Raw genomic sequence first — 25,508 nt, 5'->3', positions numbered from 1 at the left:
ATCAGAACGACCCACAAAGGTGAAGACATGGCGAAGAGCACCACAGATGCAGCGGCGCCTAAGACAATCGCAGCAATAAGCAGCCCAAGGATCATCTCATCTTCCCCAAGCGGAACGGTCTGGATTCCGGAAAGCAGGCACGTTCTGCACCGTAATCATCTAAAAGTTGATCATTCAACCAATCAAGGTGCAACGTCGAACCGTTTTTGCTGTCAGGCGGAACTCGGCTTACCCTATCGCGCAAGTGTTAGCGAAAACTTGCCGAACAATGGTCTGGGGATGACCTTATTGTTGCTGAGGCGTGCACAAAATCGCTGCCGGGACAGGTTCCATCGCGGCACGAGAGACAGTCTGCGTGCTGCGGGCCAACACTGCGGCTGTGGCAATAAGGCCGACACAACCAGCGACGGGATAGGCAAGAACCCCAGCCCAGAGCGGCATGTCCAGCATCTGCGTGGCACCAACCCCGACAAAGCCGGAAAGGATGGAGAGGACTACAATCGCCGCAAGCATCTTTTCCACATCCTTCTTGGATTGATTACTCGATGCTCCGACTCGCTTATGGCGAAAGTTGGGCGCGCTTACGATGAAACTAAGTCAGGCATTTCCACCTTGAGGTGGCCCGCGTTCGCGCTTGCCCTCACCCAACTGGTGCCGAACCCTGCGCTGGCGCAGATGCAGCCAGAAGGCGTTGACCTGGGCCTCTTCCAGCCCGGCGACCTGTGTGGCGGCGCGGTGGACCCCATGCCGCTTTCACGGTCTTCGCTTTCCCCTGTGCGCATGCGGCCCGATGCTGAGCCTGACCTTGTGCTGGCAGAGTTCACCGAACAGCCGGACAATGTGTCCACGACGTATGAGCCTTCGAAAGAAGGGGCCGGTTCAAGCGCGCCCCCGGCAAAGGCCGGAACCGGCGACAGTCCCGTCGCATATGCCGACAACCCCGCCATGGCCCGGGAACATGCCGCCTTGATGGCGCTCGTGCCTTTGGAAGACGCCACCCATGTTGCAGTCGAAAATGGCAGCTGGTTTTCCACCGCAACGTGGCAGTCTGGCCAGATACCCGGCGCAGACGCCAAGGTCTTGATCCCAGAGGGCGTCACGGTCACCTACGACGAAGTGGCCGATGACCCCCTGTTTTCGCTTCGCATTGATGGGGACCTGACCTTTGCCACCGACCGTGACAGCCGCATGGTCATCGATACGCTGGTCATCGCCCCTGGTGGCCGGCTGCAGATCGGCACCGCCCAGCAGCCGATCGAGCCGCAGGTAAAGGTCGACATCCTGATTGCAGGGACCGGCGCCATCGATTTGGAGTGGGATCCTCTTCTGCTGTCGCGTGGCGTGATTTCGCATGGATCAGTCGAAATCCATGGGGCACCCAAGACAACCTTCCTCAAAACAGGGGACTCCCCAAGTCGTGGCGATACCCAGCTTCTTCTCGAGAAGGCCCCGGAAGGCTGGCGTGTCGGGGATACAATCGTGGTTACGGGAACGCGCAAGCGCGGCTGGGCATGGGACAACACGGCAAGGGCGGTCATTCACCACCTCAGCGAAGATGAGATCGTGACGATCACGGCGCTGGAGGGGAACCGGGTGACGATCGACCAGCCCTTGCTGTTCAACCACCATCCACCGCGCGCCGACCTAGCACCCTATGTGGCGAACGTCACACGCACCATCCGATTTGCCAGCCTTGGCGGAGCGGAAACGCCCTTGTCGACGCGTGGGCATGTCATGTTCATGCACAGTGACGCGGTGGACGTCCGATATGCCGCATTCGATCACCTTGGCCGCACGGACAAGTCGCGCGCTGCGTTCGACCTGTCCGCCCTGGACAAGGTCATGCCAGACAGCAACATCAAGGGCCGATACTCACTCCACCTGCACAAGACCGGCATGGCAAACCAGGAAGCCCCGGCGATGGTGGTCGGAAACTCGGTCATTGGCTCCCCTGGGTGGGGGTATGTGCATCACTCCTCACACGCGGATTTCATCGACAACGTGGCGTTTGACGTGTTTGGGGCTGCATTTGCCGCCGAGGATGGGAATGAAACGGGCATCTGGCTGCGTAACATTGCGATCCGGGCAACGGGTTTCGACAAGGGTGAAGAGGCTGCAAAGTCCGGGGCGGAACGCCATGACAATGGCCGATCCGGTGACGGGTTCTTCTTCGCTGGTCGACTGGTCGAAGCGGCAGAGAATGTCGCGGCCAATACGACGCATGGCTTTGTCTGGATGCACCGCTCGGCCCCAAGCGGGCCAGTGAAGTCCACCCTTCACCATCCAGAGATTGCCTACGGCAGGGCGACGCTCGAGCCCTCTTCACCACCAATCCAGGGCTTCCGCGACAACGAAGCCTTCGGCACTGAAATCGGACTCATGGTGATCAAGGCAAGTACGGTTCAGGGCCATGATGTCTGGTCGGTCCTTGACGGTTTCCTGAACTGGGAAACCGCGAAGGGCGTCGATATCAGTTACAGTGGGCACTACACCTTGATGAATCTGGATCTGATCGCAGCTGCCGAGCAGGGTTTCTTTGCCCCCGATGTGGGCGTGAACGTTGGAACAAATTCTTTTGACGTCGTCGTGAACAAAGTCCGGCTTGAACGCTTTCCCGTCGGGATCAGGATTGAACAGGGTTTTACGTTTCCCGTTACCGAAGAGGAAGTGGGAGTAGATCTGATTGATGTGGTGGCCGTGGATGTGCCCGAAGTCATCCGGAGTTCATCACAGATCCGATATCAGCTTTTGACATCTGATCAGTTGTTGCAAGACGGGGTCGAGCCGATACTGCAGCCGATTGAAATCGGCGCAAACGAAGATCTGCAATTGTGGATGGACAGGAGCGATTCCATTGGTCGCTCCACCCGACAACATCCCGGAGATCCACAGACGATCAATCGGTGGGATGTGCCTGATCTTTTGCGGTCCACAGGGTATTTTACCGATGCAAGCGGCCGAAGAGTGGCCCTGATACCCGACCTGTCGACTGACCGCGCGACAGGCGCGGTCCACAAGTACAGCGTGCCTGTCATACTGAACATCCCGGAGTCCGAACTGCAGTCCTGGGGGGCGGTGCACCGCGGAACCCTTGATCCTGACAACGCGCCACCGGTTGCCCAGGACGACATCATCGTGACCAACCTCGGCGCGCCAGTGGTCATTGAACCGCTGAAGAATGACGGCGATCCTGATGGCGATCCGCTGACGCTGGAGGGTACGACCGATCCGCGCCATGGCGATCTGGCAAGCGGGACCGATGGCAGCCTGGTTTACCGCCCGAACCCGGGCCGTGTCGGCACCGACGCCTTCACCTACTGGGCCGCGGACAGCAAGGGAAACTATGCGCCCGCAACAGTTCGGATTACGGTGGTTGAACCATGACTTCTTTCGTGCGACAGGGTCGATGGTTGAAGGTCTTGTCATGCGAAAATGGCGGACGCCGCCATTCTTTTGTCGCTTCGCCCCCGTAGAGTCCTGACCTGCAGCTTATCGGAGACGCGGCGTGATCGAGGTCTATCGGAAGATTTTCTCATTGCTGGACCGGCGTGAACGCCGCCAGTTCTGGCTTCTTACCGCCTTGATGGTGATCGTCGCCTTTGCCGAGGTCGTTGGCATTTCCGCAGTTCTGGTGCTGCTGAACGTCATTGCCGACCCGTCCACCATTCAGTCGAACGCCTATCTTGGTCTGGCGTATTCCTTCGCGGGGTTTTCCAGCGAATTCAACTTCATGGTCGGTCTGGCCGTTGTTGTCCTTCTGGTCGTTCTGGGCGGACTGGCCGTCAAGGCGGTCGGAACCTACGCCAGCATACGCTTTGCCACTATGCGAGGGTTCACAGTATCCAGCCGGCTGCTGGAGGCCTATCTGGGCCAGCCCTATGCCTGGTTTCTTGCCAGGAACAGCTCGGATATCGCAAAGAACGTCCTTGTCGAGGTTGACGGGCTTGTAACGCGTGTGATGGCTCCTGCCTTTCGCATGATTGCCAGCGTCTTGATGGTTCTGGCAATTGTCGGGCTGCTGATGGTCGTTGATCCCCTGATCACCGTTCTGGCCGCAGGCCTTCTGGGTCTGAGCTATGCATTAGTTTACATTGTCCTACGGGAACGGCTGCGCCGTCTTGGCGATGTTTTGATGCGGGCCTTTGCCGAACGCTTTCGCGTTGCTCAGGAAGCCATCGGCGGCATCAAGGAAGTCAAGCTTCTGGGGCTGGAAGAAAGCTATATGGAGCTTTACCGAAGGGCTGCCCAGAAATCGGCCCGGGCGCAAGCAACCATCGGCGTCGTTTCCGAACTTCCTCGCTTTGCGCTGGAGGCGATTTCGTTCGGAACGCTGCTGACCCTTATCCTTGTGTTGTTGCTGCGCAGCGGTGGGTCAATCGTCGAAGCAGTGCCAACTCTGGGGGTCTTTGCCCTGTCTGTCATGCGGCTGCTGCCCGCACTTCAGCAGGTCTATCAAGCGCTCGCATCCATCCGGGGGGCGACCGCGATCCTCGAGACCGTGGTGAAGGACCACGCCGGGGTTCCGGCTGCACCGGTCAACGTCACGCAGGTCCAGCAACCGCTCCACCTGCGCGATCAGCTTGACCTGTCGGGCATCACCTTCAGCTACGCCACCGCTGGTCGGCCTGCCCTGCGCGGGCTTGATATGAAAATCGCCGCACGCACCACAGTGGGGATTGTCGGCGGCACCGGCGCCGGAAAGACGACAGTGGTCGATCTGGTGCTTGGCCTGCTGATCCCGGACACAGGGACGCTTTCGGTCGATCAAGAACCGCTCACCCCGGCAAATCTGCGCGCCTGGCAAAAATCCTTAGGTTATGTCCCACAATCCATTTTCCTGACCGACGACACGATTGCGGCAAACATTGCCTTTGGGGTTCCTGCGGATGAGATCGACATGCAAGCCGTCGAGCGCGCAGCGCGGACCGCAGCATTGCACGATTTCGTTTCCACCGAACTGCCGCAAGCCTATCAAACCGTCGTGGGAGAGCGTGGCATACGCCTGTCAGGCGGCCAACGTCAGCGGATCGGCATTGCCCGGGCGCTTTACCGTGACCCCACGCTCTTGATCATGGATGAAGCGACCTCGGCGCTAGACAACATTACTGAACGTGTTGTGATGGAGGCTGTTCAGAACATCCGCGCGGACAAGACCATCATCCTTATTGCACACCGCCTGACGACAGTGCGAAACTGCGACACGATCTTCCTGATGGAACATGGTCAGGTGGTTGCACAGGGCACCTATGACGAACTGGTGGCGGGCAGTGAAACCTTCCGAAAAATGGCCGTTGGGGTCTAAGCCTTCTGTCACTCTCAGGCTGATGCAGTGATTTCGGGATGGCCGTATGAGACCAAGCAATCCCGGTAAAAATCTGCATCGAATTCTGAAGCGAATTTCGTGAATATGGATCGCTTGAGAAAGGGAAAGCCTACGTCCAACAACCCCTTCGGATTGCCAAGCAGGTACTGGTTGTTCCGGTGGTCTGCAGAAGGCGAAAGAATTGACCCGACGGTATGCGATCTGGCCAACACCGATCCCAGACGTGTTTCTTGCAAGAAAACGACTGGCCCCTGCCTGTTGAAGCTGATCCCGCGAAACAAGACAGTCCGACAAGCATCCCACATCCGCCGATCGAACCCGCGAAAGTAGAAGGCACAGCTGATCATGTGGTTTTCGATCGTGTATGAGGTGACAAAACCCGTCAGATCCCACGGACTACTGTCCAATAGCGGCCGGAGAGAATGGAAGGGACCCACCACACTGTCGTTCATGACGAGCACATCAATCTTGTCAAATCGTCGAACCAGCGCAGAAAGTCCCACTGAAAATCCCGAAAAGTCAAAGCCCCGCAATTCCTTCCAGATCAACGCATCAGGTGTCAGATCCAGAAAGCTCTTGGTGTGCTCCGGCGTGGGCGCCGCACAAACGACCAGCACCCCGTATCCTTCGGACTGCAATCTCTCGACCGTGAATCTGTGGCTGACTGTAGGCGCACCATTCGGAGCGTAACAGAAGTAGACGACCCACTTTGCGGGTGCGTTACCTCCGAAATACAACTCCTTGCTGGCCGGAAAGGACCGCGCTGCGGTTGCCAGCACTTTCAGCCGGCGCAGACGCAGGTAGGGTAGCGTGACTTCGGGCACGAACTCTTGCCAGGAATTGACAGTACACGCACGCTCCGAACCCGTTTGTGCAAGCCCGACAAGCGGCCCGGGCTTGCCCTTGTAGGGTTCGATTCGCGATGTCAGCGACATGCTACTTCTCCAATCCGACGATTATCGCGCCATTGTACGCCAAACGCGAGACCCTGCGGTCAGTTTCCCTGTTGGTACCATTCCTAATCTTGAATCATCTCAGTTTCTCAGTTTAATCAATTCGGATATACTATACATTAAAGATAGAGATGAGGTTCTTGATGCCCGCACCAATGCTTTCTATTGATCCGGCAAACCTGATCCTGCCAATTGACGCTGCCCGCGAGGCTGGGCGTCAAGCAGCCGAGGCCTACCGCTCACGCGCGCCTTATCCACACGGCTGCTACGACAATTTTCTTCCGCCAGAGATCCTTGAAAAGGTTCGCGATGAGTTGCGCAGCCTGCCCGAAGCCGAAACTTTTTTCAACAACCCGCAAGAGAAATTGAAATCCAGCTATCAACCAGAGCGTCTGGCCTTTTATACGCGCAGCCTGTTCTATGCGCTGAACAGCCGCTCATTTCTTGCGTTCCTTGAGGAGTTGACCGGCATAGATGGCCTGATCCCCGATCCCTACTTTGCCGGCGGGGGCATTCATGTCGTTTCAAACGGAGGCCACCTCGACATCCACGCCGACTTCAACCACCACGGCAAACTGAACCTGGAACGCAGGATCAACGTCCTGATCTATCTCAACAAGGACTGGCGCGAAGAATGGGGCGGGTCGTTCGAGGTGTGGGATAACGACATGACGGCGAAAGTCGCCAGTTTCGTACCGCTATTCAATCGGATGTGCTGCTTCAATACGGGTTCCAACACCTGGCACGGCAACCCCGAACCCGTTGCCCATCCGAACGGCGAACCCCGCATGTCGATTGCGCTCTACTACTACACCGCAACCTGGGACGAGAGCCGCGAAGGGCATTCAACACTGTTCAAACCGCGTCCGGGCACTATCGACAAGGCCGACCGTCAATCCTCTCGCCACCGGATCTTGCAGAACATCCTGCCACCCGTGATCTATCGCCGGATCGCCAAGCCTTTGCGCCGGATGGGTGTTTGACCTGCGCTAGTGGCACAACCAGGCCTTGCGCGTGAGCCGCACACCCGGGCGTGAAGAACTGACTTGGTTCGAGAACGGCTTGGACGGCCCTGTCATTCCAACCTTCGTTGCCGGGCGCGTCGCGGCCTGCGCTGTGCGGGGCCACTGGCAGACATCACCCAACTTGGCGGCCCTATGTCGCCTCCGGCAAAGCCCTTCTGATCGCCCTGCCCGAGCACAGGCGTGGCGCCATCTGCCGCCTCTTCGGGCCGCCAAAGCACATAGCCAGCCAAGCCGCCAGCGATCAGCCATACGTAAGGAACCAACCCCGCGTTCGGGATCATGTCGATCATGGCGACCGACAGCACCATCATCAGACCCGGCGTGACAAGCGACGGCCCGAACCTGCTACGCCTGAGGAAGTTGAACAGGATCGGTATCGTGATCAAGCCGAAGTGGGCAACATAACCCACCCAGCCATAGATCCCGATCAGGATGATCCAGACACCATCGGTGACACTATTCAACCGCCCCGTCTCGGGATCATATATCTGGTTTCGGCCCCAGCTCCCCCATCCGAACAGGGGCTTTTCGTTGGCGCGGGCCAGCAAGGCATCCTCGTGGTCGAAGCGAAACTTCAACGACGCCGCGCGCTCTTCGTTCACGGACAAGGCGAAGTTGTAGACCGCATCGACCGGAACAAACCCCGCCCCACGCAACATCGGGTAGATTATCAGCGCCGTGGCGATCACGAGGGCAAAGGTGGACTGAACCCGACGGCCAGTAAAGATGACCAGAGCCGACAAGGCGATGGCAATCGCCAACGCACCAAGGTTCTTTGAGAGGAACAAAACGATCATGATCCATATGGCCGCAAAGACCCACCCGGATGCGGTCTTGCCTTGGCGAACAGCTTCGCGCCACAACGCAAGAGCCGCGATAACCGACATACTTAAGAAGATTCCAACCAACAGGCCGTGGCTCAGAAATACGACCGGCCGAAAACCGCCCGCACGGACGTGTTGGACAAAGTCATGCGGAAAGAACCCGTAGATCCAGTTGTGCAGTTGTGGGCTCAACCTCACTTCCAAAAGCGCAGGCAGGGTGTAGAACAGCGCCCCGAACACAAAGGCCTGCAAGACAACCAGGTGTCCCTCGCGATTGTTCAGATAGCGCAGGCCTAACCAGAACGGCAGGATCGCGACCAGAATGACCGAAATCATCGAGAGTGCGTCGTAAAGCCGAAGTCCGGGTATGAAGGTCGGACCGTAGATGAGAGGTTCGGCGTTCTGATAGACGGTAAAGATCGGTGCACTGACCAAGGTCAGAAACAGCGATATGATGACCACCCGACCGGTCCGTCCCGTCCAGTCGGCCGCAAGGGACAGTTTTGGCGCATGAATGTGGCACAGGACAAGGGCACTGACAGACGGTATCAGCGACTTGTCCAGCGACGGCAGCATGGGCAGCTTGAAGCTCGTGGCAGAGGGCAAAAGCAGGTAGCCGCCGAGGAGCGTCCAGACCAGAGCCTTTTGCAGCGGCATGATCCTAAACAAGATTGCCGCCACAAGCGGCCACGAAAAGAGCATAACGAAAGCAAAGGTGTTGGGCATCCGGACCCCGAACCAATCATATGGCCATACGCCGCTTTTACCCTCATGCCGCGCAAAAGGCCAATCCTGTCCTGCACCCCACATGCAGAACCAGAAGTCGCGCGTTTGCCCTATGCTGGGCGGCAATTTCGTGGTTTCTGTGTACCGCAATGGCGAAGATTAGTGCATTCAAATCTGACACAGCTTTTTCGACGGCGACCCCGCGCATAGGAGCGGTTGTCATCGGTCGCAACGAAGGACAACGCCTGATGGCCTGCCTGGCGTCGATCCCCGGCGACGTCACTCCCGTGGTCTACGTCGATTCCGGCTCGACCGATGGCAGTGTCGCTGCCGCACGTTCGGCAGGGGCTACGGTTGTTCCTCTGGACATGACACTGCCCTTTACGGCAGCCCGCGCCCGCAATGCCGGCCTTGAAGCACTTGACCGGTTGGGTGGGGTCGACTTCGTGCAGTTCATTGACGGTGACTGCAGCTTGCAGCCCGGCTGGATCGAAGCCGGGATCGCCGCGTTTCGTGAGCATCCCGAAGCAGCCGCCGTGTGTGGCAGACGCCGGGAACGGCATCCCGAAGCCTCGGTCTGGAACCGCTTGTGCGATGCCGAATGGGACACGCCCGTGGGCGAAACCAAGGCCTGTGGCGGGGACGTGCTCATGCGCTGGGATGCCGTGACGGCTGCAGGGGGCTACAATCCCACGCTGATTGCGGGCGAAGAGCCGGAACTTTGCCTGCGCCTGCGGGCCGAGGGGTGGCAGGTCTGGCGCATTCCGGTCGAGATGACCTTGCACGACGCCGCGATGACTCGCTTTGGGCAATGGTGGAAGCGCAGTCGACGTGCCGGTCACGCTTTTGCCGAAGGGGCTGCGATGCATGGATCAACGGCGGAAAGGCATTGGGTCACCGAAACCCGCAGGGCTGTGGTCTGGGGCGTTGGAATACCGCTGTTCGCTGTTGCAGGTTTGCTTTTCACCCCTTGGGCTGGAATGCTCCTGCTGGCCTATCCGCTGCAGGCCCTTCGCCTGATCCGCCGCCTGGGGCCCGAGCAGGGCGTCTTCACGCTGCTTGGCAAACTGCCTGAGGCTATCGGAGTGATCGAATATCACCTGAACCGCCTGCGCCGTCGAAATGCCGGATTGATCGAATACAAGTGACGGGTGGCAAAGCAGAATGACAATGGCCAACCTTGGAAAGCTTTCAACTCTGGCAAGGCGCTACTTTCCGGGCATGTCGCCGGGGGCCTTGTCCCTACAGGCGCGGTTCGTGCTCAATGGCCTGCGCGAAGCGCCCGTTGTCACGCAGATGATGGAACCGGCTACCGGAACCTCCCTTGCTCAGATCATGTCTGAACGTCCGCAGATCTGGGGGGCATTGGTCTGGCCTTACCAGTGCGCCAGTTGGGGACCCGGCCAGCGCTTGCAGCGCATTGTCGGACACTACGACGCCATCGATACCCTGCCAGAAGTCTTGCGCTTTTCAATCGAGGATCGGCTTGTTCTCTCTGACCTCGACCATCTTCACCCCGGCATGAAGCTGGTTCTTGATCAACCTGAATGGTTCTTGCGCGAAGGCGGGCTGACGCTGAACCTTTTTCTGGACAGCTTTCGCGCCTATTCAGTCGCGTTCTCGCTGTATCGCACCGACACGGGCGCGCTGGTTGCCACGATCGGCGGCCTTCAAGGACGCAACCGGGACGACATGCTGGACACATACCGCGAGTTGACGCGGATTTTGCATGGCCTTCGCCCCAGGGACTTCCTGATCGAAGCCTTGCGCATTCTGTGCCGCGTCCTGCAGGTGGATACCCTGCTTGCCGTGTCCGAAGCGGCGCGGCATCACCGGCATCCGTATTTTCGCGGGGCCTCCCCGCCGGGGCAGGACTATGATGCCATCTGGCAGGATCGGGGGGGGGTGCCTCAGGACCCGCAGTTCTTTGCGCTTCCCATTAACTCGCCCCGCCGGGACATGGCCGAGGTCAAACCGAACAAGCGCCCCATGTACCGCCGCCGCTTTGACTTTCTTGACGGTCTGGAGGCGGACATTGCCCGCGACCTGCCATCCTTGCGCCCCGTGCGTTTCGCAGACAGCTGAGGGCGCAGTCCATGTTCTCGCCGCACCCTGACCGCAAGCTGATCAATGCGATCCACGCCTACCAGCGCCACAGGGCGGACCGGGGGCCCCTGGGTCGGCTTTTGTGCCTTTGGGGGAAGCTCCGCCATGCGTTCTGGTCTGCAATCACCGCGTCAGACATCCACCGTGACGCAACGATTGCAGCCACCGTCAGCTTTCCCCATTTGACCGGGGTGGTCATCCACAAAGACGCGGTCATTGAGGACAACTGCATGATCATGCAGCAGGTCACGCTGGGCCAGACTGCTGACTCTGGCGCGCCTTTCGTCGCGAAGGGCGCCTATATTGGTGCGGGGGCCAAGGTGTTGGGGCAGGTCCGGATCGGCCGAAACGCGCAGATCGGTGCCAATGCGGTGGTCTTGCACGATGTCCCCGACGATGCCACGGCGGTCGGGGTTCCAGCCCGCCTTGTCCAGAAAGAGCAAAGGTCCACCAATGTCTGATCCGCGCGCTGCCATTTCCACGGCATTTCTGGATGCCGCCGGCCCGATCGTTCTGGTGAACCTGCCCTACCGCGCTGACCGGCGTCAGGAGTTTGCCGGGCAATTGCAGGGCCTTGGTCTGTCCTACGATCACCCAAAGGTAAAGGTCTTCGCCGCCATCCGGCCCGAGACGGCCGAAGGTTTTCCCACCATCGGCACCCGAGGGTGTTTTCTCAGCCATCTTGGTATCCTGCGTCAGGCGTTGGCCAACGGTTGGGATCGGGTGCTGATCTGCGAGGATGATCTGGATTTCGCGGACGACGCATTGGCGCGGCTACCGGGGATCACGGCGCATCTGGCAGGTTCGGACTGGGCGATGTTCTATGGCGGCTATGGCGATGCGGTATCCGGGACCGAGGTTGCCCCAGGGCTGGTAAAGCTCGATCCGGCCAGCGGCGTGTCCTGCACACATTTCTATGCCATTCGGGGTCCAGCCATCGCGGATCTGGTTCGGTATCTTGACAGCATGCTGGCGCGGGAACCTGGACATCCTGATGGCGGCCCGATGCATTACGACGGGGCACTTTGCTGGTTCCGCAAGGCCCATCCGCAGCATATGACCCTTGCTGCCGTGCCGCCGATCGGGGTTCAACGCCCGTCGCGAACGGATATCCATGACCTGCGCTGGTTCGACCGCTGGCCCGGTTTCCGAAGCCTGACCTCTCTCGCCCGCAAGGTCGTTGGGGCCCGTCGCGGAACGTCGCGTACATGACAGCCGCCTCACCCTTCCTGTGCCTTGAGTTTTCGGCGAGCGACAAGACCGAAATCCGCCATGACGCACCAAGCTATGCGCCATGGCTCGGACCGGGAAAGTTTGCCTATGAAACGCACTTGACCAGCGGGGCGAACTGGGTGCGGATCGGCTGGTCGATCCTGCGGACCATTCTGGTCCGCCGCCCTGATCTGGTTGTGACCAGCGAATACCGCCGCGCCTTTCTGGTCAATCTGGCACTTCTGCTGACCTTCAGCCGCGCGACCCATGTCGTCTTGAGCATGAACCTGTCCAGCAAGCCGATCACAGCGCGCAACCGGCTTGGCCAGGGGGTGATCGACCGGATCTTCCAGCGGTCAGATGCGATCCTGGTGCATTCCCTGCGTGAGGCGGAAAGCTTTGCCCAGCTGCACGGCCTACCCGCCAACCGCTTTGCCTTCAGCCATTGGGGCTATGACCTTCCCGCCGAAAGCACGCGCTTTGAGGCAGAGCCGAAGCCCTATTTCTGCATGATCGGCCGTAACAACCGGGATTTTGAGACCTTTGCCAAGGCGCTACGTCTGGCCGGCGCGCGGGGTGTCGCGATCCTGCCGGGCTATATGCCCCTTGCCCCCGAGGTAGAGCAGTCGATGCAGGTCCTGCGCGACCTGCCGATGGCCGATTGCGTGAACTGCATCCGAAACGCAGCCGCCAATGTCACGCTTTTGCGCGACGACAGCCGGGGGGCCGGGCATATCACCGTTGTTACCGCAATGCATCTTGGCGTGCCGCAGATCTATTCCGAAACCGTGGTGCTGCGCGAGTATTTCTGCGCGCCGGGCTTCGGGCAAGCGGTCCCGGTCGGGGACGCAAACCAGGTTGCAACTGCAATGCAAGCGGTGCTGGCCGCAGCCAAAGCGCCCGAGGCCGCAGACCTTATCGCCGCACGCAAGGCCTTTGCACAGCGCTGGCTGTCGAACGAATGCTCCGCGCGGCGGATTGCCCATGTCATCCTTGCGGCACTGGAGGGCCGAAAGCTCGATCTCGTCGACCCTGATTGGCAAGGCTGGCTGGACTCGCAGCAGTCCGCGCCCCGGACCCTCTAGCCCTCCGTGGGCATGGCGCGGTCAGGCCGCAGCCTGCCCCCTGCCCCGCCATTGCGGAAGACCTCGGCCAGCCAGATACCCTCGGCCGCAATGTCAAACTCGTGCTCGACCGTCAGGCGCCCGGCCTGCCCCATCCGGGACGCAAGCTGCGGATCCTCCATCAGCTGCCCGATGCGATCGGCCAGCGTGGCCACGTCACCCGGCGGCACGGCAAAGCCGGAGACCCCGTCTTCTACCAGCTCCTGCACCCCCGCAACCCGGCTTGCGATTACTGGGATTCGGCTTGCCAAAGCCTCCATCAAGACCACGGGAACCCCTTCGGCGAACGATGGCAGGACCAGCATGTCCGCCTCTTCCAGAAGGGCTGCCACTGCGCCTTGCGACTGAAAGCCCGCGAAAGTCACGCTGCCCGCAATGCCCAGCGCCTTGGCCCGCGCTTCGGCAAGGGGCCGGGCCGGGCCGTCGCCGACAAGGGTCAGCTGCGCCTCCGGATGGCGGGCGATGACCTGAGCCATAGCCTCGACCAGCAAGGGCGCACCCTTCACCGGGTCCAGCCGCCCGACGAAGATCACCCGCTTGCCAAAAGCCCCACGCGGGCGCTGCCCGTAGCTGGACGGGTCTACCCCGCAATGGACAATGGTGATCTTGTCCCAATGGACAGGGTCGGAAAACAGCATCAGTTGCGACCGACAGAAATGGCTGATCGCCACGACAAACCGGGCTCGCGCGATCTTTTCGCCCAGCGCCCAGCGGTCAACCTCGAAAAAGATCGCCGGGCCATGTTCGGTGAAGCTGAAGGGGATGCCGGACATCTCGGCCGCCAACATCGCGACCGAACAGCTGGAATTGCCGAAATGATTGTGCAGATGCCTGACCCCGCGCGCCTGCAGATGATCTGCCAGCACCCCGGCTTCGGCAAAGTAGAACAGTTGCCAGAAGAAGGCCTTGATCCCCGGCGGCCGGGTCCTGAACGTCAGCCGCAGCGCCGAGAACCACCGCCCCGGCGACCGCAGGACCATCCGCGCATGCGCGCCCAGCAGACGCAGCGGGTTTCGGGCGGCCGCGATGACATAAAAGGTCTCGCGGCGGGCCTGCCGCTCTTCCTCGCCCTTGAACTCCGCCTCGTCGGGTTTGCGGATCGAGCAGGTGACAACCTCCAGCCCCGCCCGGCGCAGGCTTTCCACCTCACGCAGGATGAAAGTGTGTGAGACTTTGGGGTAATCGCCGGTCAGATAGGCGATGGGTTCTGCGGCCGGATCCTGGTTCATCATGTCCCCCTAATGCCCCGACTTTCGCCGCCACCACAACAGCTTGCCCGCCCCGCCGAACGCAGCCAACCGGTGCTGGATTGCCCGCCTGTCCGAGATCGGCCAAAAGACCAGCGCCGCAAGGCCATGCAGCCCGACCTGCGCCGCGCCAACCGCCATCCACTGCGCCACGCGCAGTCTGCCGCGCAGGCCACGCCTCTGGCTTTCGACCAGACAGCGCAACTGGCCGTCGCTGTACCGGCGGCGCTGCAGAAAGCCCAGAGTCGCGCGCGCCGGCGGCACAACTTCATCCACCCGCGCTTCGGGGCACCAGATCAGGGCGATGCCATGGCGGTCCACCAGCTTGCGAAACAACGCCACATCCTCGCCGCCGGTATCGAAGGCCGGATCGAAGGGCGGGCTTTCCAGCGCCAGCACATCGCGGCGAAACAGCGAATTGCCCGACCCCAGATAGGCCCGCAGATCCGACACATCCTGACCTGAGGCTGCAGGTAACCTACGGCTGAACACCCGGTCCAGCGCACTGCGCAACGCTGGTGGCGGCGGTTCGGCATAGGCGGCCTCAATCGACCCAAACGCCGCCTGATCGCCCCGCGCGGCAGCAGACGTAAAGGCCGAAAGCCACCCGGGCACAGGCATCTCGTCATCGTCCAGAAAAATCACATGCGACCCCTTCGCCTCGGCAACGCCGCGGTTGCGGGCCTGTGCCACGCCAGTGCGCGGTTCATGCACATACCGCACAAAGTCAGGCGCCAGCGCCGCAACCGACCGGGCCGATGCTTCGGGAGAGTTGTCGACAAGGACAAGCTCAACCGGTACCGTCTGGGCCGCAACCTCGGCCGCCACGGCGTGAAACAGGGGGCCAAGCAGTGCTTCACGCCGAAACGTCGGTACGACAATCGACATCATGTTCTGCGGGTTCGCCGTGGATTGCGGAAGATGTGTCACCCTGCCCAATGGCTCCTGCGCAATGCCCAAAGAAATCCGGTCCGAAACCGCGTTTTTTCAGACTATCCACTTGACGAAGAATGGACAATCACCCGTCACTTGCAGACAGGAATTCCAAGGAACAGACGATTTTGGTTGAAGTGGATGTCACAGGCGGCTTGACCAGGATTGAGGCGCTGACCTTGGTGAATGTTGCGACAGAAGCAGCGCTTCTGGACAAGGTGTCGGGTTGCCTTGCCAATGGGCGGGGCTTTGCCTTGGCGACGCTGAATCTGGATCACATGGTCAAACTGACGCGGGATCCGGCGTTCCGTGCCGCCTACCGTGCGCAGACGCATGTCGTCGCGGATGGAAACCCCGTTGTCTGGCTGTCCCGATTGGCAGGCAGACGGTCCGTCACCCTTGTGCCGGGATCGGAGTTGATTGCCCCGCTTTCAGCCCTTGCCGCCGAAAAGGGGGTGTCCGTGGCCTTCCTCGGCTCCACCGAACCAGCATTGCGCGCCGCCGCCCGGCGTCTGGAAGCCGATCACCCCGGGCTGAAGGTCGCGGCCTGCCTCTCCCCCGCGTTCGGATTTGATCCGACCGGGCCCGAGGCTGATGCGATGCTTGACCAGATTGCGGCTTCGGGCGCGCGGGTCTGCTTTCTGGCCCTCGGTGCCCCCAAGCAGGAAATTCTGGCCGCCCGGGGCCGTGACCGTCACCCCGGGATTGGCTTTGTCTCCATCGGCGCGGGGCTGGATTTCATTGCAGGCCTACAAACCCGGGCCCCACTTTGGGTGCGCAAGATTGCGATGGAATGGCTGTGGCGGTTGCTGACCAACCCCCGGCGTCTGGCCCGTCGCTACCTTGATTGCGCCCTCATCCTGCCCGGCCTGACCGGCGCAGCCCTTGCCGAACGGGCCCGCAGCGGAACCGAAAGCCAATGACCTTGCAAAGCCCCACTGTCCTGACCGTCATCCTGAATTGGCGCACCGCCGATATGACCCTTCAGTCCGTCGCCGCGGCCGAGACTGCCATGCAAGGCATCGAGGGTGAGATTGTGGTGGTCGACAACGATTCCGGCGACGGCTCGTTTGAGAAGATGCAGGCGGAATTGGCGGGCAGGCCGCGCGTCCGTGTCGTGCAATCGGGCCACAATGGCGGCTTCGGAGCAGGCAACAACGTTGGCATCCGCCTTGGGCTGTCCGACGGTTCGCGTCCGGACTTCATCTACATCCTGAACTCCGATGCCTTTCCCGCGCCCGACGCGATCCGGCACTTGCTGGCCTATCTTGAAAGGCATCCTGACGTAGGTTTTGCCGGCAGCAGGATCTACGGCTCCGATGGCGAAGACCACTGTACCTGCTTTCGCTTCCCCTCCATCGCGTCCGAATTCGAAGGTGCCGCCCGAACCGGCCCGATCTCGCGCTTGCTGGCCCATCGCAGCGTACCGCTTGGCGTGCCCGCGGCCAGCGGACCGGTTGACTGGCTTGCCGGGGCAAGCCTGATGATGCGTGACAGCGTTCTGGAACGGATCGGCCTCTTTGACGAAAACTTCTTCCTGTACTTCGAGGAAACCGATCTCTGCCGCCGTGCCCGCGCTGCCGGTTGGACGACACATTTTGTCCTTGAAAGCCGGGTCGAACACATCGGGTCGGTCTCGACCGGAATGAAAGGTTGGTCCCGCGTGCCGGGCTACTGGTTTGACAGCCGCTGGCTGTATTTCCGCAAGGCCGGCGGAACCCTGCATGCGGTCATCGCGACTGCCGCGCATATCGCCGGGGGTCTGGTGCTCCGTATGCGCCGGGTGATCCAGCCAAGGATAACCCCGGACCCGCCGCATTTCCTGCGCGATCTGGTCAGTCATGCCGTGCGGCAACTGACCGATCGGACAGGCACTAGCAGTTAAGGGATCAGGGCCGGAATTCGAAACTGCGGCTTAGCGCTACGAACACATCCGGGGAATCTGACCGCCCATCCTCGTCGCGGCGCACGCGGTAGCGCACCCCGCTGTCGAGGTTCCAATCCTGGGTCAGCGCATACCTGTAGGTCGCCGCGAATTGCGAAAGCTCAATACGTTCGGTTGGCGAATCCGAAACCTCGTGTGACGCAGTAAGGCCCATCGAGGATAGGTCGTTGATCTCTTGTGTAAAGCTGACCGCCAAAAGGGTTCCGATGGATGGCTCGAACGTAATGTCGTCATACACAACCGTCCGTTCCAGTACGACCTCAAGACCCCCACGCGGAAGTTCCTGCGCCCAGGTCACACCCCCGACCAGATCGGTACCGCCGATATCTCCCTGCGTCACACCCAGCCGCAGCGACAGAGACCCGGCAGGCAGCGTCAGCGCCCGGCCAAATACCAAAGTGGTCCGGTCGCCCTCTTCGTCGTCAGACCGGAAATCAAGGTCCGCAGTGGCGGCGCCATTCACCATCGCGTAAGCCAGACCAAGGCCAGCCGTTCTGACTTCGTTAAGCGTCAGGGGAGGGCTTGTATCTTCCTCGCGTTCGTAGCCAAGCCGGATGGACGCCTGAAACACTTCGGAAAAGCGCAGTGGAGTTTCGATGCCAACCCGGAACGTATTGTTGTCGACAAGGTCCGGGTCGCTCGTATCCGTATACTCACTCTCGGTATATGAAGAGAACAGGACGAACCCAAGCGGTGCGGTGCGCCCGGTTTCAAACCGCAGGTCGACAGTGCTGTCGGTGCGCGTGCCATCCAGATCGTCAATGGTAAGATCTTCGTCGAAGGACTCGACATCGTCCCGGCGGTATTGCGCACCGATCGAGAACAGCGCATTCGGGATTTCGCGCGTGTAGCGAACCGCCAGGTCAGGGTTGCCGAATTCAAACTCCGTCCCGTCCGTGTCATCGCTGTTTTCAGCGACCAAGGCGGCGGAAGAGCTGAATTCCAGCGTATCAAGCTGCGTCCGGCTGACGGCCCCGAAAGACAGGCGCGTCCGTGCAACGAGGTTGTCTCCGCCCTCTGGAACGGAAAGATCAATGTTCTGGCCGGCCTCAAACCGTTGTTCGACCCCAAAGGTCAAGACGACCTCTGCCGCAACGGGGCTGGCAGTCATCGCTGCCGCGGCCAGCACTATACCGCTGCGCATGGGTCCGGTTCGAAACATGCCTGGCGCTCACTCGAAGAGTTTGCGCTGGGGCACGATGATCACGTCGCCGTCGACCAACCGGGTAGACCCACCAGCGCCCGTGCCCATTTCAATCGCCTCGAAGTTCAGCAGGTAGCTTTTTTCGTTGCCATTCTTGTCCGTTCGCCGCAGCTGGACACGCTTCTTGGCGGCAAAGGGTGACAACCCCCCGGCCTGCGCGACGGCCTGCAGCAAGGTCGATCCTGGCGACATTTCGATCCGGCCGGGTGCGTTGGCGGCCCCAACGACGAACACGTCAATCGTGGCAGGTTCCCCCGGAGGCAGACGTTCGGCCAGCGCGTTCAATGTCACATAGACCGTCGGCGGTGTGGCAAAGCTTTGCGACAGCTGCGCGGCCACGTCCTGCTCGACCTGCGCCAAGGTGCGTCCCGCGGCGCGGATGGACCCGATAAGCGGCAGCGAGATCTGACCGTCTGGCAAGACCAAGGTCGTGCGGTTCAGTGTGTTGTCTTCAAGAACCTCGATCTGCAGCACGTCACCGGACTTCAGCCGATAGTCCTGCGCGAGGCCCTGCACCGCGAGAAAAGGCAAGAGAAACAGAACCGCGAAAAGACCACGCAGAAATTGCATATGTATCTACTCCTCTTTGTCGTCCAACGTGCAGGCCGCATACTGCCATTGCAGCTTCTGAATACGATACGAGCGTTCCAAGCAATGCAAAAGTCGATTCGAACGCCCTGTTGCCGCCAGAACACACAGTTTTTTCAAGAATGCGCTCCATCCGCAACTCTGGGGCGAAAAGCGGCAGCCCGTCAGATCGACACCCCCGTCATCGGCGTTCTGCGAACCACCTCAAGCACGGTCTCCTGCATCAATCGTGCCGTCTCGGGTGCCGGAGCATTTGCCGGGTTGCCATCCCATCGCAACAGGGCATACGGCGCCCCAACCGGATTGCGGTGATAAAGCACAGCAAGATGAACAAGGGCGACAAGGTAGTTCCCAAGATCGTTGAGGTGGATGGTGTCCTGCTTGCCTTCCGCATCAAGGGCGAAAAGGTCGGTGCGCGACCCGACATTCCCCACGCCATTGACCGCTTCGACGGCGCGGACAAAGGCCGCCAGAACCTGACCGGCGGGGATGATCCGCAGCAGCGCATCGGCCGGCAGCTTGGCCAAGGCCGGTTTCGCGATCCCGTCCAGCCAGTACCTCTGCAGATCGGCGTCCAGCCGTTCCAGCCAACCGTCCGGATCATCCAGCGGGTGCCACGTCTCATAGAGATAAAGCCGCACATCAGGCCGGGCGCTATATGCTTCAGCACCCCAGCGTTGCAGATAATCGGGGCTGGAATGATACCGCAGCGCCGAACGGATCTCGACCATCTCGGTCAGGACAACGGCGTCATACTCACCACTCTGCACGGCCTCATGCGCAGGGCGGAACCGGGGATGGGCGTTCTCTTGGTCGAATCCGTTGATCAGGTCGTCGCCCCAATGTGACTTGAGCGTCGTGCCCCAGCCAAGCTGGCTGTGATAGCTATGTCCCTCGCCCGCAAGCTGCGCCAGCATCGCCGGCATGTCTCGGTTCACAAGGCTGTGCCCAAGATGGAACACCGCCATTGGCCCTGCGGGCGGGGGCAGCGGCGTGGACATCCGGGCTTCCAGCGCCTGACTTTCGGCGCGCCCGACGCTGCGCCACCAATAGGTGCCAGCGGACACGCCCACAACAGCGGGCAACAAAAGCGCAAGGCGGCGGCTGAGTTTCATGTCACTGCTCCTGCAAGGGTCAGACCTCGGGAATAGGCCAGCCTGCCATGGACCTCCTGCCCCTCGGCAAAGCCGCCCACGGCCAGACGAAACCGCGCGGTGAAGTCGGTTTCGGTCAGTCTTATGTCCACCGCGTCAAAGCCGAACATCGCGCGCCGCGTAGGATGCTGAGCCTTGAACACCGCCTCTTTCCCGGCGAAGGCCCGCCGCACCCAGCGCCCCGTGTCAGCCCCGGGCAAGGCGGACAGCTCCTCAGGCGAACAGATCACTGGCCAAAGCGCGGGCTCAAGCGCCGCATCCTCCTCGATGTCGACGCCAAGGGGTCCGGTCTCACCAATGACCGCAACCGCAATCCCCCCCGCATGGCTGATCGTGCCATAAAGACCGTCAGGCCAGATGGCCGCGCGATCCTGTCCCATCGGCAAGGCGACAGGCGGGCGTCCAAGCGCCAGCAGGCACCGCCGCGCCGCGAGCCGCCCGGCGGCAAACTCCGCCCGGCGTGACGCAACCGCGCCATTAATCGCTGCTTGCTCGACCGGCCAAAGCCCGCCCTCCTGCCCAGCTTGAACCCGTTCGGCCGCGACAGCCACATCTGGCGGGAAGAGCGAGGCAAGGGCTGCCTCGACTGCCGAAATCGGGAATGCAGCGGTCATCCCAAGGCCCTTTCCCGGGCTTCGCGCATGGCCCGCCGCCGGGCCATGGCATCCATCCGGACATCCGCGTTGCCGTCCCCTGCCCCGGCAGGTGCAGGGGCGGGCGCGGCGGGGGCGACATCCAGATGCGCCGCCAGATCCGCAAGCACGGGAAAGCGGAAAATGTCGGTGATCGACAACTTGTCCGACCCAAGCGCCAGCTTCATTTCACGGTGCGCCTGCACCGCCAGAAGCGAATGGCCACCAAGGGCAAAGAAATTGTCAGACCGGCCAACGCGCGGAACGCCCAGCACCTTTTCCCAGACCGATGCGATCACCTGTTCAACCCCCGCTTCGACCGGGGCGCAGACTGCGTCCGGCACCTCGGCCCGGGCAGAGGGTGCCGGCAAAGCCTTGCGGTCCACCTTGCGGTTCGGGGTCAGCGGGAAGGCATCAAGCCGCAGGATATGGGCGGGGACCATCACCTCGGGCAAGTGGGCGGCAAGGTGCTGGCGCAGGGCCGCCTCGTCCACGGCACCTTCGGCGGTGACATAGGCCACCAGACGGACATCGCCCGGGCTGTCTTCCCGGGCCATGACGACGGCCTGCCGCAGACCCGGCACAGCCTCAAGCGCGGCCTCGATCTCGCCCAACTCGATCCGGTGGCCGCGCAGCTTGACCTGCTGGTCCGCCCGGCCAAGGAAATCAAGCCGCCCATCCGCCCGACGCCGGACCAGATCACCCGTGCGGTACATCCGGCCGGAACCTGCGAAGGGGTCGGGGCGGAACCGGTCAGCGGTCAGGTCGGACCGTTGGAAATAGCCCGTGGCCACCCCCTCGCCCGCGATCCACAACTCGCCCTCGGTGCCATCGGCGACAGGGGCGCCAAAATCGTCCAGCACATAAAGCGCGGTGTTCGCGATCGGACGCCCGATGTTGACGATGCCGTCTTCGCCGGTCGTCGCTTCGACCGAAGACCAGATCGTCGTCTCCGTCGGGCCGTACATGTTCAGGACCGGGCCGCCGATCAGGCTCGCAAGATCACCCGCCAGCCGCCCCGGCAAGGCCTCGCCCCCGACAAGCATCCGCTTCAGCCGCCGCAAGGCCGCGCGCGCGCCGTCATCTTCCGCCATCATCCGCGCCATCGACGGGGTGCATTGCAGATGCGTCACCCCATGGCCAAGGATCAGCCCGGCCAGCGAGTCATCCACCTCAGCCGTGTTGGTGCGCCGCAGCACCTCGGCCAAAGGCACAAGCCCGGCCATCACCTCGGCCGAGGAGATGCCATAGTCGATCAGACAGGCCACCTCGTCCACGTCGATGGCTTTCAGGTCTTCGACCTTGGCCACACAGTCCTCGATCATTCCGAACAAGCCGGAGTCTTCGAAGTAGCGCTGGAAGGCGAAGTCAAGGATCGCCTCCATCTCATCCTCGGCAAGCCCGGCAAGGTCGATCTCCATCGGGTTCGACACGCCTTGCGGTTTCTTGAAGGCCGGAAAGGCCCAAGCGTATTGCTTGATCAGCCCAGCCGCACTGCGCAGATAGTCCTTCATCGGTTCCCGCGCGACAGCCCGCGCGGTTTCGCGGTCTGCGGCAAGGTAGGTGTGCAACATCAGCGTCACCTTAAAGGCGGCGGGGTCATGGCCCGCCTCGGCCAGCGCGGCGCGATAGATTTTCACCTTCTCGCCCACCTCGGCGACCGATTGGCCCAGAAGATGGGTCAGCACATTCGCCCCCATCCGCCCGGCGTCGCGCCAGGTTTCCGGGTTCCCGGCAGTGGTCACCCAGACCGCCAGTTCCTTCGACACCGGGCGCGGCTGGGTCACAACCGGGTGCAAGGTCCCGTCCTTGCGGGGAAAGCCGACCTCTTCCCCGCGCCACAGGCGGCGCAGGATGTCGATCATGTCCAGCATGGCCTGACGGTTCGCGGGCGGAGTGTTCTCAGGCCGCAGCACAAAGTCATCGGGCTGCCAGCCAGACGCGATGGCAAGCGCCGCGCGACCGTTGGTCAGGTTGTCGATCACCGCCCATTCCTCGGCGATCCGCGCGGGGTGGTGCAGCGGGGCCACGCAGCTTCCGGCACGCACGCCGATGTTCTTGGTGACCGCCGCCACCGCCGCCCCGGTGACAGACGGGTTCGGATACGGCCCACCAAAGGCATGGAAATGCCGTTCCGGGGTCCAGACCGCGCAGAACCCGTTGGCATCGGCAAACTTGGCGCCTTCCAGCAAAAGCTCATACTTGCGGGGGCCAGCGCCATCGTCATTGCCCCAGTAGAACAGGCTGAACTCCATCTTGCGCGGGCTGATCGCCCCCCCGCCCGACGGCCGCAGCCGCGTGGCATCGTCGGCCACCACCACGGCAAAGCCCCGCGTCAGGGTCCAGAACAGCTCCAGCACCGAAATGTCGAAGGACAGCGACGTGACCGCCAGCCAGACGCCCGGATCGGTCCCGATCACGTCATCCATCCCGGCGAAGAAATTCAGGACGTTGCGGTGGCTGACCACAACCCCCTTCGGCCGCCCTGTCGAGCCGGAGGTATAGATCACATAGGCCGCGTCCCCTGCGTCAGGCCCAGCCCCGGGCGGCGTCGCACTTGCCCCGGCCAGCCGGGGGTCGGTGTCAAGGATCAGAAGGGTCGGCCCCTTCGGCAAGGCGGGCGCCACCCCGGATTCGGTGACGATGACCGGGCAGCCAGAATCCTCGGCATAAAGCGCCAGTCGGTCGGCGGGATAGGCGGGGTCCATCGGCACATAGGCCGCCCCGGCAAGCTGGATACCCAAGGCCCCCGCCACCATGTCCACGCCGCGTCGGCAGGCAAGGCCGACCAGCGCGCCCTGCCCCACTCCGCTGGAGCGCAGCACATTGGCGATGCGCGCCGCGCGCGCGGCAAGGTCGGCGTAGCTGACCTTAGTCTGCCCGGAAATGACCGCAACCGCCTCGGGCGTGCGGGCGGCTTGCGCCAGAAACGCACCCGGCATGGTCATATGGCGATCATAGTCGCGTGCCGTCGTGGCAAGGGCACCGGCGAAAGCCTGTCCCTCGGCGTCTGACAAGGTGCTGACTGCGGCAAGGTCCAGACCGGGATCAGCCGCCATTGCGGCTGCGACCCGCGCGATCCGACCAGCCAACTGCGCAACCTCAGCCTCGGGGATCCGGGCGGAGTCATACCACAAGGTCGGCGTGCCCGTGACGGCAAGCGTCACCGCTGACCCTGTGACCGGCTCGGTCCCTTCGGTGATCGCAAAGGCAAAGGGCTCCAGACCCGCCAAGCCCGGTTCCCGCAACGCCAGATCGGCAGCAAGGCCACCCGCCGCCCGGGCGGCCTTGATCGCCTGCTCGGCCTGTGTCTCTGACTGCTGTGCAAGGCCGGTAGCCGCCAGTCGCAGCGGCACCCAGGGCAGCACATATCCGGCCGCCAACGACTGTCCGTTCGAAAAGGCCACGTCCCCGTGACTGCGCCCAAGCGCGCGCAACGCCGCCAGCGCCAGACGCCCCGCAGGCTGCGGCGGCAAAGCCTCGGCCCGCCAAACCGCGGATCCCTGACCTGCGGCCCCGATGGCCACCGGATCCGCCGTGCGCAAAAGCCGTGTCAGCCGCTCTTCCGCCGCCGCGCCTTGGGCAATCGCCGCCGTCAGTCGCGCGGCCTCGGCTAAATCCGGCGAGGCCAGCCGCCCGCCGTCCGGCAGCGGGATGGCAACCTGTGCTCCGGACATATCGCGCAGACCCGTCAGCCGCACCGCGCCTTCGTTGCAGGCCACGACAAGGCCCGAAGGCCCGTTTTCCAGCACCGTCCCCGCTGGAGCAGAGCCCGCCACAACCTCGGCCCCGCCCACGGCCAGGACCTTTCCCTGAACCTCGATCTTCGGGACAGCCAGCGGGTTACGATAGCCGCCGTGATCCAGCGCCCTAACCAAACGCGCCACCGCTACCGCCGGTTGCCCGAAATCCAGCCGTCCTGCCGCTGCGGGCCGGTCGGCCCGCAACCAGACGCGCCGCTGCCCCCCGCCTTGCGGCTGGCGCGGATGTCCGCCCGCCTCCAGCGCGGCAATCACGTCGCCAAAGCTTTCAAGAGCCGCCGCGAAGCAACGGGCGTTCAGCGTCAACGCCGTATCATCGGGCGCAATCGCAAAGCTACGCTGGGCCAGAACATCGCCCTCGTCGATCCCGGCGGTCATCAGATGCCACGTCACGCCATGCGTCGGCTCGCCGTTGATCAGCGCCCAGACCGGTGCGTTCAGCCCGGCATAGGCGGGCAACGGTCCGTCGTGGAAGTTCACCCCACCCTGCCGCGCCAGACCCAGCACGTCTTGCGGCACAAGCGACAGATTGGCGACCGACAGCACCCAGTCGACCGACAGACCCGCAAGCCGCTGCGCCAGATCAGCGCCCGGGGCAAGCACGCGAAGCCCAAGACCATTGGCCCATGCGGCAACCCGCGCATCCCGGGTGACGACGGCGGCAAGGCTGTGGCCGCGTTCCAGCCAGCGGTTGCCACTTTCGGCCGTCAGGCTTTCGTTGCCAATCAGCAGTGCGGTCAGGGTCATCTTG

The 25,508-nt window shown here is 62.2% G+C and carries 19 protein-coding genes; 10 read left to right on the top strand and 9 right to left on the bottom strand.

Going from position 1 to position 25,508, the window contains the following annotated elements:
• Nucleotides 1–27: 27 nt before the first annotated feature.
• Nucleotides 28–3,384, top strand: coding sequence for a G8 domain-containing protein (locus EI545_RS17750; RefSeq protein WP_125326697.1), 3,357 nt, complete (start codon nt 28–30; stop codon nt 3,382–3,384).
• Nucleotides 3,385–3,505: 121 nt separating this feature from the next.
• Nucleotides 3,506–5,302, top strand: a complete 1,797-nt coding sequence (locus tag EI545_RS17745; protein WP_216842467.1) for an ABC transporter ATP-binding protein — start codon at nt 3,506–3,508, stop codon at nt 5,300–5,302.
• Between the two features lie 14 nt (nt 5,303–5,316).
• Here the strand turns inward: EI545_RS17745 and EI545_RS17740 are convergent, their stop codons facing one another.
• Nucleotides 5,317–6,258 (bottom strand): hypothetical protein, encoded by a 942-nt coding sequence (locus tag EI545_RS17740; RefSeq protein WP_125326696.1) that lies wholly within the window; start codon nt 6,256–6,258, stop codon nt 5,317–5,319.
• 161 nt (nt 6,259–6,419) lie between these two features.
• Between EI545_RS17740 and EI545_RS17735 the strand changes: the two genes are divergently transcribed.
• Nucleotides 6,420–7,259 (top strand): 2OG-Fe(II) oxygenase, encoded by an 840-nt coding sequence (locus EI545_RS17735; protein ID WP_125326695.1) that lies wholly within the window; start codon nt 6,420–6,422, stop codon nt 7,257–7,259.
• Between the two features lie 92 nt (nt 7,260–7,351).
• Here the strand turns inward: EI545_RS17735 and EI545_RS17730 are convergent, their stop codons facing one another.
• The gene (locus EI545_RS17730) at nt 7,352–8,782 is read right to left on the bottom strand and encodes a hypothetical protein (RefSeq protein WP_125326694.1); all 1,431 of its coding nucleotides are present in this window, start codon (nt 8,780–8,782) and stop codon (nt 7,352–7,354) included.
• A gap of 317 nt (nt 8,783–9,099) precedes the next feature.
• On the opposite strand from EI545_RS17730, the gene EI545_RS17725 reads away from it, so the two are divergent.
• From EI545_RS17725 to EI545_RS17705, 5 genes are read left to right on the top strand one after another with little or no spacing between them, the layout of a single operon-like run.
• Complete coding sequence (locus EI545_RS17725; RefSeq protein ID WP_245990158.1) at nt 9,100–9,999, top strand: glycosyltransferase family 2 protein; 900 nt, start codon at nt 9,100–9,102, stop codon at nt 9,997–9,999.
• Between the two features lie 16 nt (nt 10,000–10,015).
• On the top strand, nt 10,016–10,936 hold the full coding sequence (locus tag EI545_RS17720) for a VirK/YbjX family protein (protein ID WP_125326692.1): 921 nt from the start codon (nt 10,016–10,018) through the stop codon (nt 10,934–10,936).
• Nucleotides 10,937–10,947: 11 nt separating this feature from the next.
• A complete protein-coding gene (locus EI545_RS17715; protein WP_125326691.1) occupies nt 10,948–11,418 on the top strand; it encodes a serine O-acetyltransferase in 471 nt (156 codons plus the stop codon).
• Nucleotides 11,411–12,169, top strand: a complete 759-nt coding sequence (locus tag EI545_RS17710) for a glycosyltransferase family 25 protein (protein ID WP_125326690.1) — start codon at nt 11,411–11,413, stop codon at nt 12,167–12,169. The genes EI545_RS17715 and EI545_RS17710 overlap by 8 nt, the downstream gene beginning before the upstream one ends.
• Nucleotides 12,166–13,254, top strand: coding sequence for a glycosyltransferase family protein (locus tag EI545_RS17705; RefSeq protein WP_125326689.1), 1,089 nt, complete (start codon nt 12,166–12,168; stop codon nt 13,252–13,254). The genes EI545_RS17710 and EI545_RS17705 overlap by 4 nt, the downstream gene beginning before the upstream one ends.
• Here EI545_RS17705 and EI545_RS17700 read toward each other — a convergent pair.
• Together EI545_RS17700 and EI545_RS17695 are read right to left on the bottom strand one after the other, a co-directional pair.
• Nucleotides 13,251–14,525 (bottom strand): glycosyltransferase, encoded by a 1,275-nt coding sequence (locus EI545_RS17700; RefSeq protein WP_245990156.1) that lies wholly within the window; start codon nt 14,523–14,525, stop codon nt 13,251–13,253. The two genes, EI545_RS17705 and EI545_RS17700, sit on opposite strands and share 4 nt — an antisense overlap.
• 6 nt (nt 14,526–14,531) lie before the next feature.
• A complete protein-coding gene (locus EI545_RS17695) occupies nt 14,532–15,470 on the bottom strand; it encodes a glycosyltransferase family 2 protein (protein WP_125326688.1) in 939 nt (312 codons plus the stop codon).
• Nucleotides 15,471–15,628: 158 nt separating this feature from the next.
• Here EI545_RS17695 and EI545_RS17690 point away from each other — a divergent pair, with 158 nt between their 5' ends.
• On the top strand, nt 15,629–16,396 hold the full coding sequence (locus tag EI545_RS17690; RefSeq protein WP_245990155.1) for a WecB/TagA/CpsF family glycosyltransferase: 768 nt from the start codon (nt 15,629–15,631) through the stop codon (nt 16,394–16,396).
• Nucleotides 16,393–17,358, top strand: coding sequence for a glycosyltransferase family 2 protein (locus EI545_RS17685; RefSeq protein WP_125326686.1), 966 nt, complete (start codon nt 16,393–16,395; stop codon nt 17,356–17,358). Before EI545_RS17690 ends, EI545_RS17685 begins: the two co-directional genes overlap by 4 nt.
• Nucleotides 17,359–17,362: 4 nt before the next feature.
• Here the strand turns inward: EI545_RS17685 and EI545_RS17680 are convergent, their stop codons facing one another.
• The 5 genes from EI545_RS17680 to EI545_RS17660 form a co-directional block, all read right to left on the bottom strand.
• Nucleotides 17,363–18,562 carry a hypothetical protein gene (locus EI545_RS17680; RefSeq protein ID WP_125326685.1) on the bottom strand — a complete coding sequence of 400 codons (1,200 nt, stop codon included), beginning with the start codon at nt 18,560–18,562 and terminating at the stop codon, nt 17,363–17,365.
• A 27-nt stretch (nt 18,563–18,589) separates the two neighbouring features.
• Nucleotides 18,590–19,192: a polysaccharide biosynthesis/export family protein gene (locus tag EI545_RS17675; protein WP_245990154.1), complete on the bottom strand. Its 603-nt coding sequence runs from the start codon at nt 19,190–19,192 to the stop codon at nt 18,590–18,592.
• A gap of 182 nt (nt 19,193–19,374) precedes the next feature.
• The gene (locus tag EI545_RS17670) at nt 19,375–20,325 is read right to left on the bottom strand and encodes a hypothetical protein (protein WP_125326684.1); all 951 of its coding nucleotides are present in this window, start codon (nt 20,323–20,325) and stop codon (nt 19,375–19,377) included.
• Nucleotides 20,322–20,978, bottom strand: coding sequence for a 4'-phosphopantetheinyl transferase family protein (locus EI545_RS17665; protein ID WP_125326683.1), 657 nt, complete (start codon nt 20,976–20,978; stop codon nt 20,322–20,324). The genes EI545_RS17670 and EI545_RS17665 overlap by 4 nt, the downstream gene beginning before the upstream one ends.
• A complete protein-coding gene (locus EI545_RS17660) occupies nt 20,975–25,504 on the bottom strand; it encodes a MupA/Atu3671 family FMN-dependent luciferase-like monooxygenase (protein ID WP_125326682.1) in 4,530 nt (1,509 codons plus the stop codon). Before EI545_RS17660 ends, EI545_RS17665 begins: the two co-directional genes overlap by 4 nt.
• Nucleotides 25,505–25,508 lie beyond the last annotated feature (4 nt).

It is taken from the genome of Tabrizicola piscis, assembly GCF_003940805.1.
GTDB classification, from domain to species: Bacteria; Pseudomonadota; Alphaproteobacteria; order Rhodobacterales; family Rhodobacteraceae; genus Tabrizicola; species Tabrizicola piscis.
Note: the sequence above shows the minus strand (reverse complement) of the source record. Positions and strands in the feature narration are given on the sequence as shown.

What these genes read in the sequence shown, in the direction of transcription:
- EI545_RS17750 (WP_125326697.1), top strand. Translation starts at nt 28, where the DNA reads ATGGCGAAGAGCACCACAGATGCAGCGGCGCCTAAGACAATCGCAGCA.
- EI545_RS17740 (WP_125326696.1), bottom strand. Translation starts at nt 6,258, where the DNA reads ATGTCGCTGACATCGCGAATCGAACCCTACAAGGGCAAGCCCGGGCCG.
- EI545_RS17735 (WP_125326695.1), top strand. Translation starts at nt 6,420, where the DNA reads ATGCCCGCACCAATGCTTTCTATTGATCCGGCAAACCTGATCCTGCCA.
- EI545_RS17730 (WP_125326694.1), bottom strand. Translation starts at nt 8,782, where the DNA reads ATGCCGCTGCAAAAGGCTCTGGTCTGGACGCTCCTCGGCGGCTACCTG.
- EI545_RS17725 (WP_245990158.1), top strand. Translation starts at nt 9,100, where the DNA reads ATGGCCTGCCTGGCGTCGATCCCCGGCGACGTCACTCCCGTGGTCTAC.
- EI545_RS17720 (WP_125326692.1), top strand. Translation starts at nt 10,016, where the DNA reads ATGACAATGGCCAACCTTGGAAAGCTTTCAACTCTGGCAAGGCGCTAC.
- EI545_RS17715 (WP_125326691.1), top strand. Translation starts at nt 10,948, where the DNA reads ATGTTCTCGCCGCACCCTGACCGCAAGCTGATCAATGCGATCCACGCC.
- EI545_RS17710 (WP_125326690.1), top strand. Translation starts at nt 11,411, where the DNA reads ATGTCTGATCCGCGCGCTGCCATTTCCACGGCATTTCTGGATGCCGCC.
- EI545_RS17705 (WP_125326689.1), top strand. Translation starts at nt 12,166, where the DNA reads ATGACAGCCGCCTCACCCTTCCTGTGCCTTGAGTTTTCGGCGAGCGAC.
- EI545_RS17700 (WP_245990156.1), bottom strand. Translation starts at nt 14,525, where the DNA reads ATGATGAACCAGGATCCGGCCGCAGAACCCATCGCCTATCTGACCGGC.
- EI545_RS17685 (WP_125326686.1), top strand. Translation starts at nt 16,393, where the DNA reads ATGACCTTGCAAAGCCCCACTGTCCTGACCGTCATCCTGAATTGGCGC.
- EI545_RS17680 (WP_125326685.1), bottom strand. Translation starts at nt 18,562, where the DNA reads ATGCGCAGCGGTATAGTGCTGGCCGCGGCAGCGATGACTGCCAGCCCC.
- EI545_RS17675 (WP_245990154.1), bottom strand. Translation starts at nt 19,192, where the DNA reads ATGCAATTTCTGCGTGGTCTTTTCGCGGTTCTGTTTCTCTTGCCTTTT.
- EI545_RS17670 (WP_125326684.1), bottom strand. Translation starts at nt 20,325, where the DNA reads ATGAAACTCAGCCGCCGCCTTGCGCTTTTGTTGCCCGCTGTTGTGGGC.
- EI545_RS17665 (WP_125326683.1), bottom strand. Translation starts at nt 20,978, where the DNA reads ATGACCGCTGCATTCCCGATTTCGGCAGTCGAGGCAGCCCTTGCCTCG.
- EI545_RS17660 (WP_125326682.1), bottom strand. Translation starts at nt 25,504, where the DNA reads ATGACCCTGACCGCACTGCTGATTGGCAACGAAAGCCTGACGGCCGAA.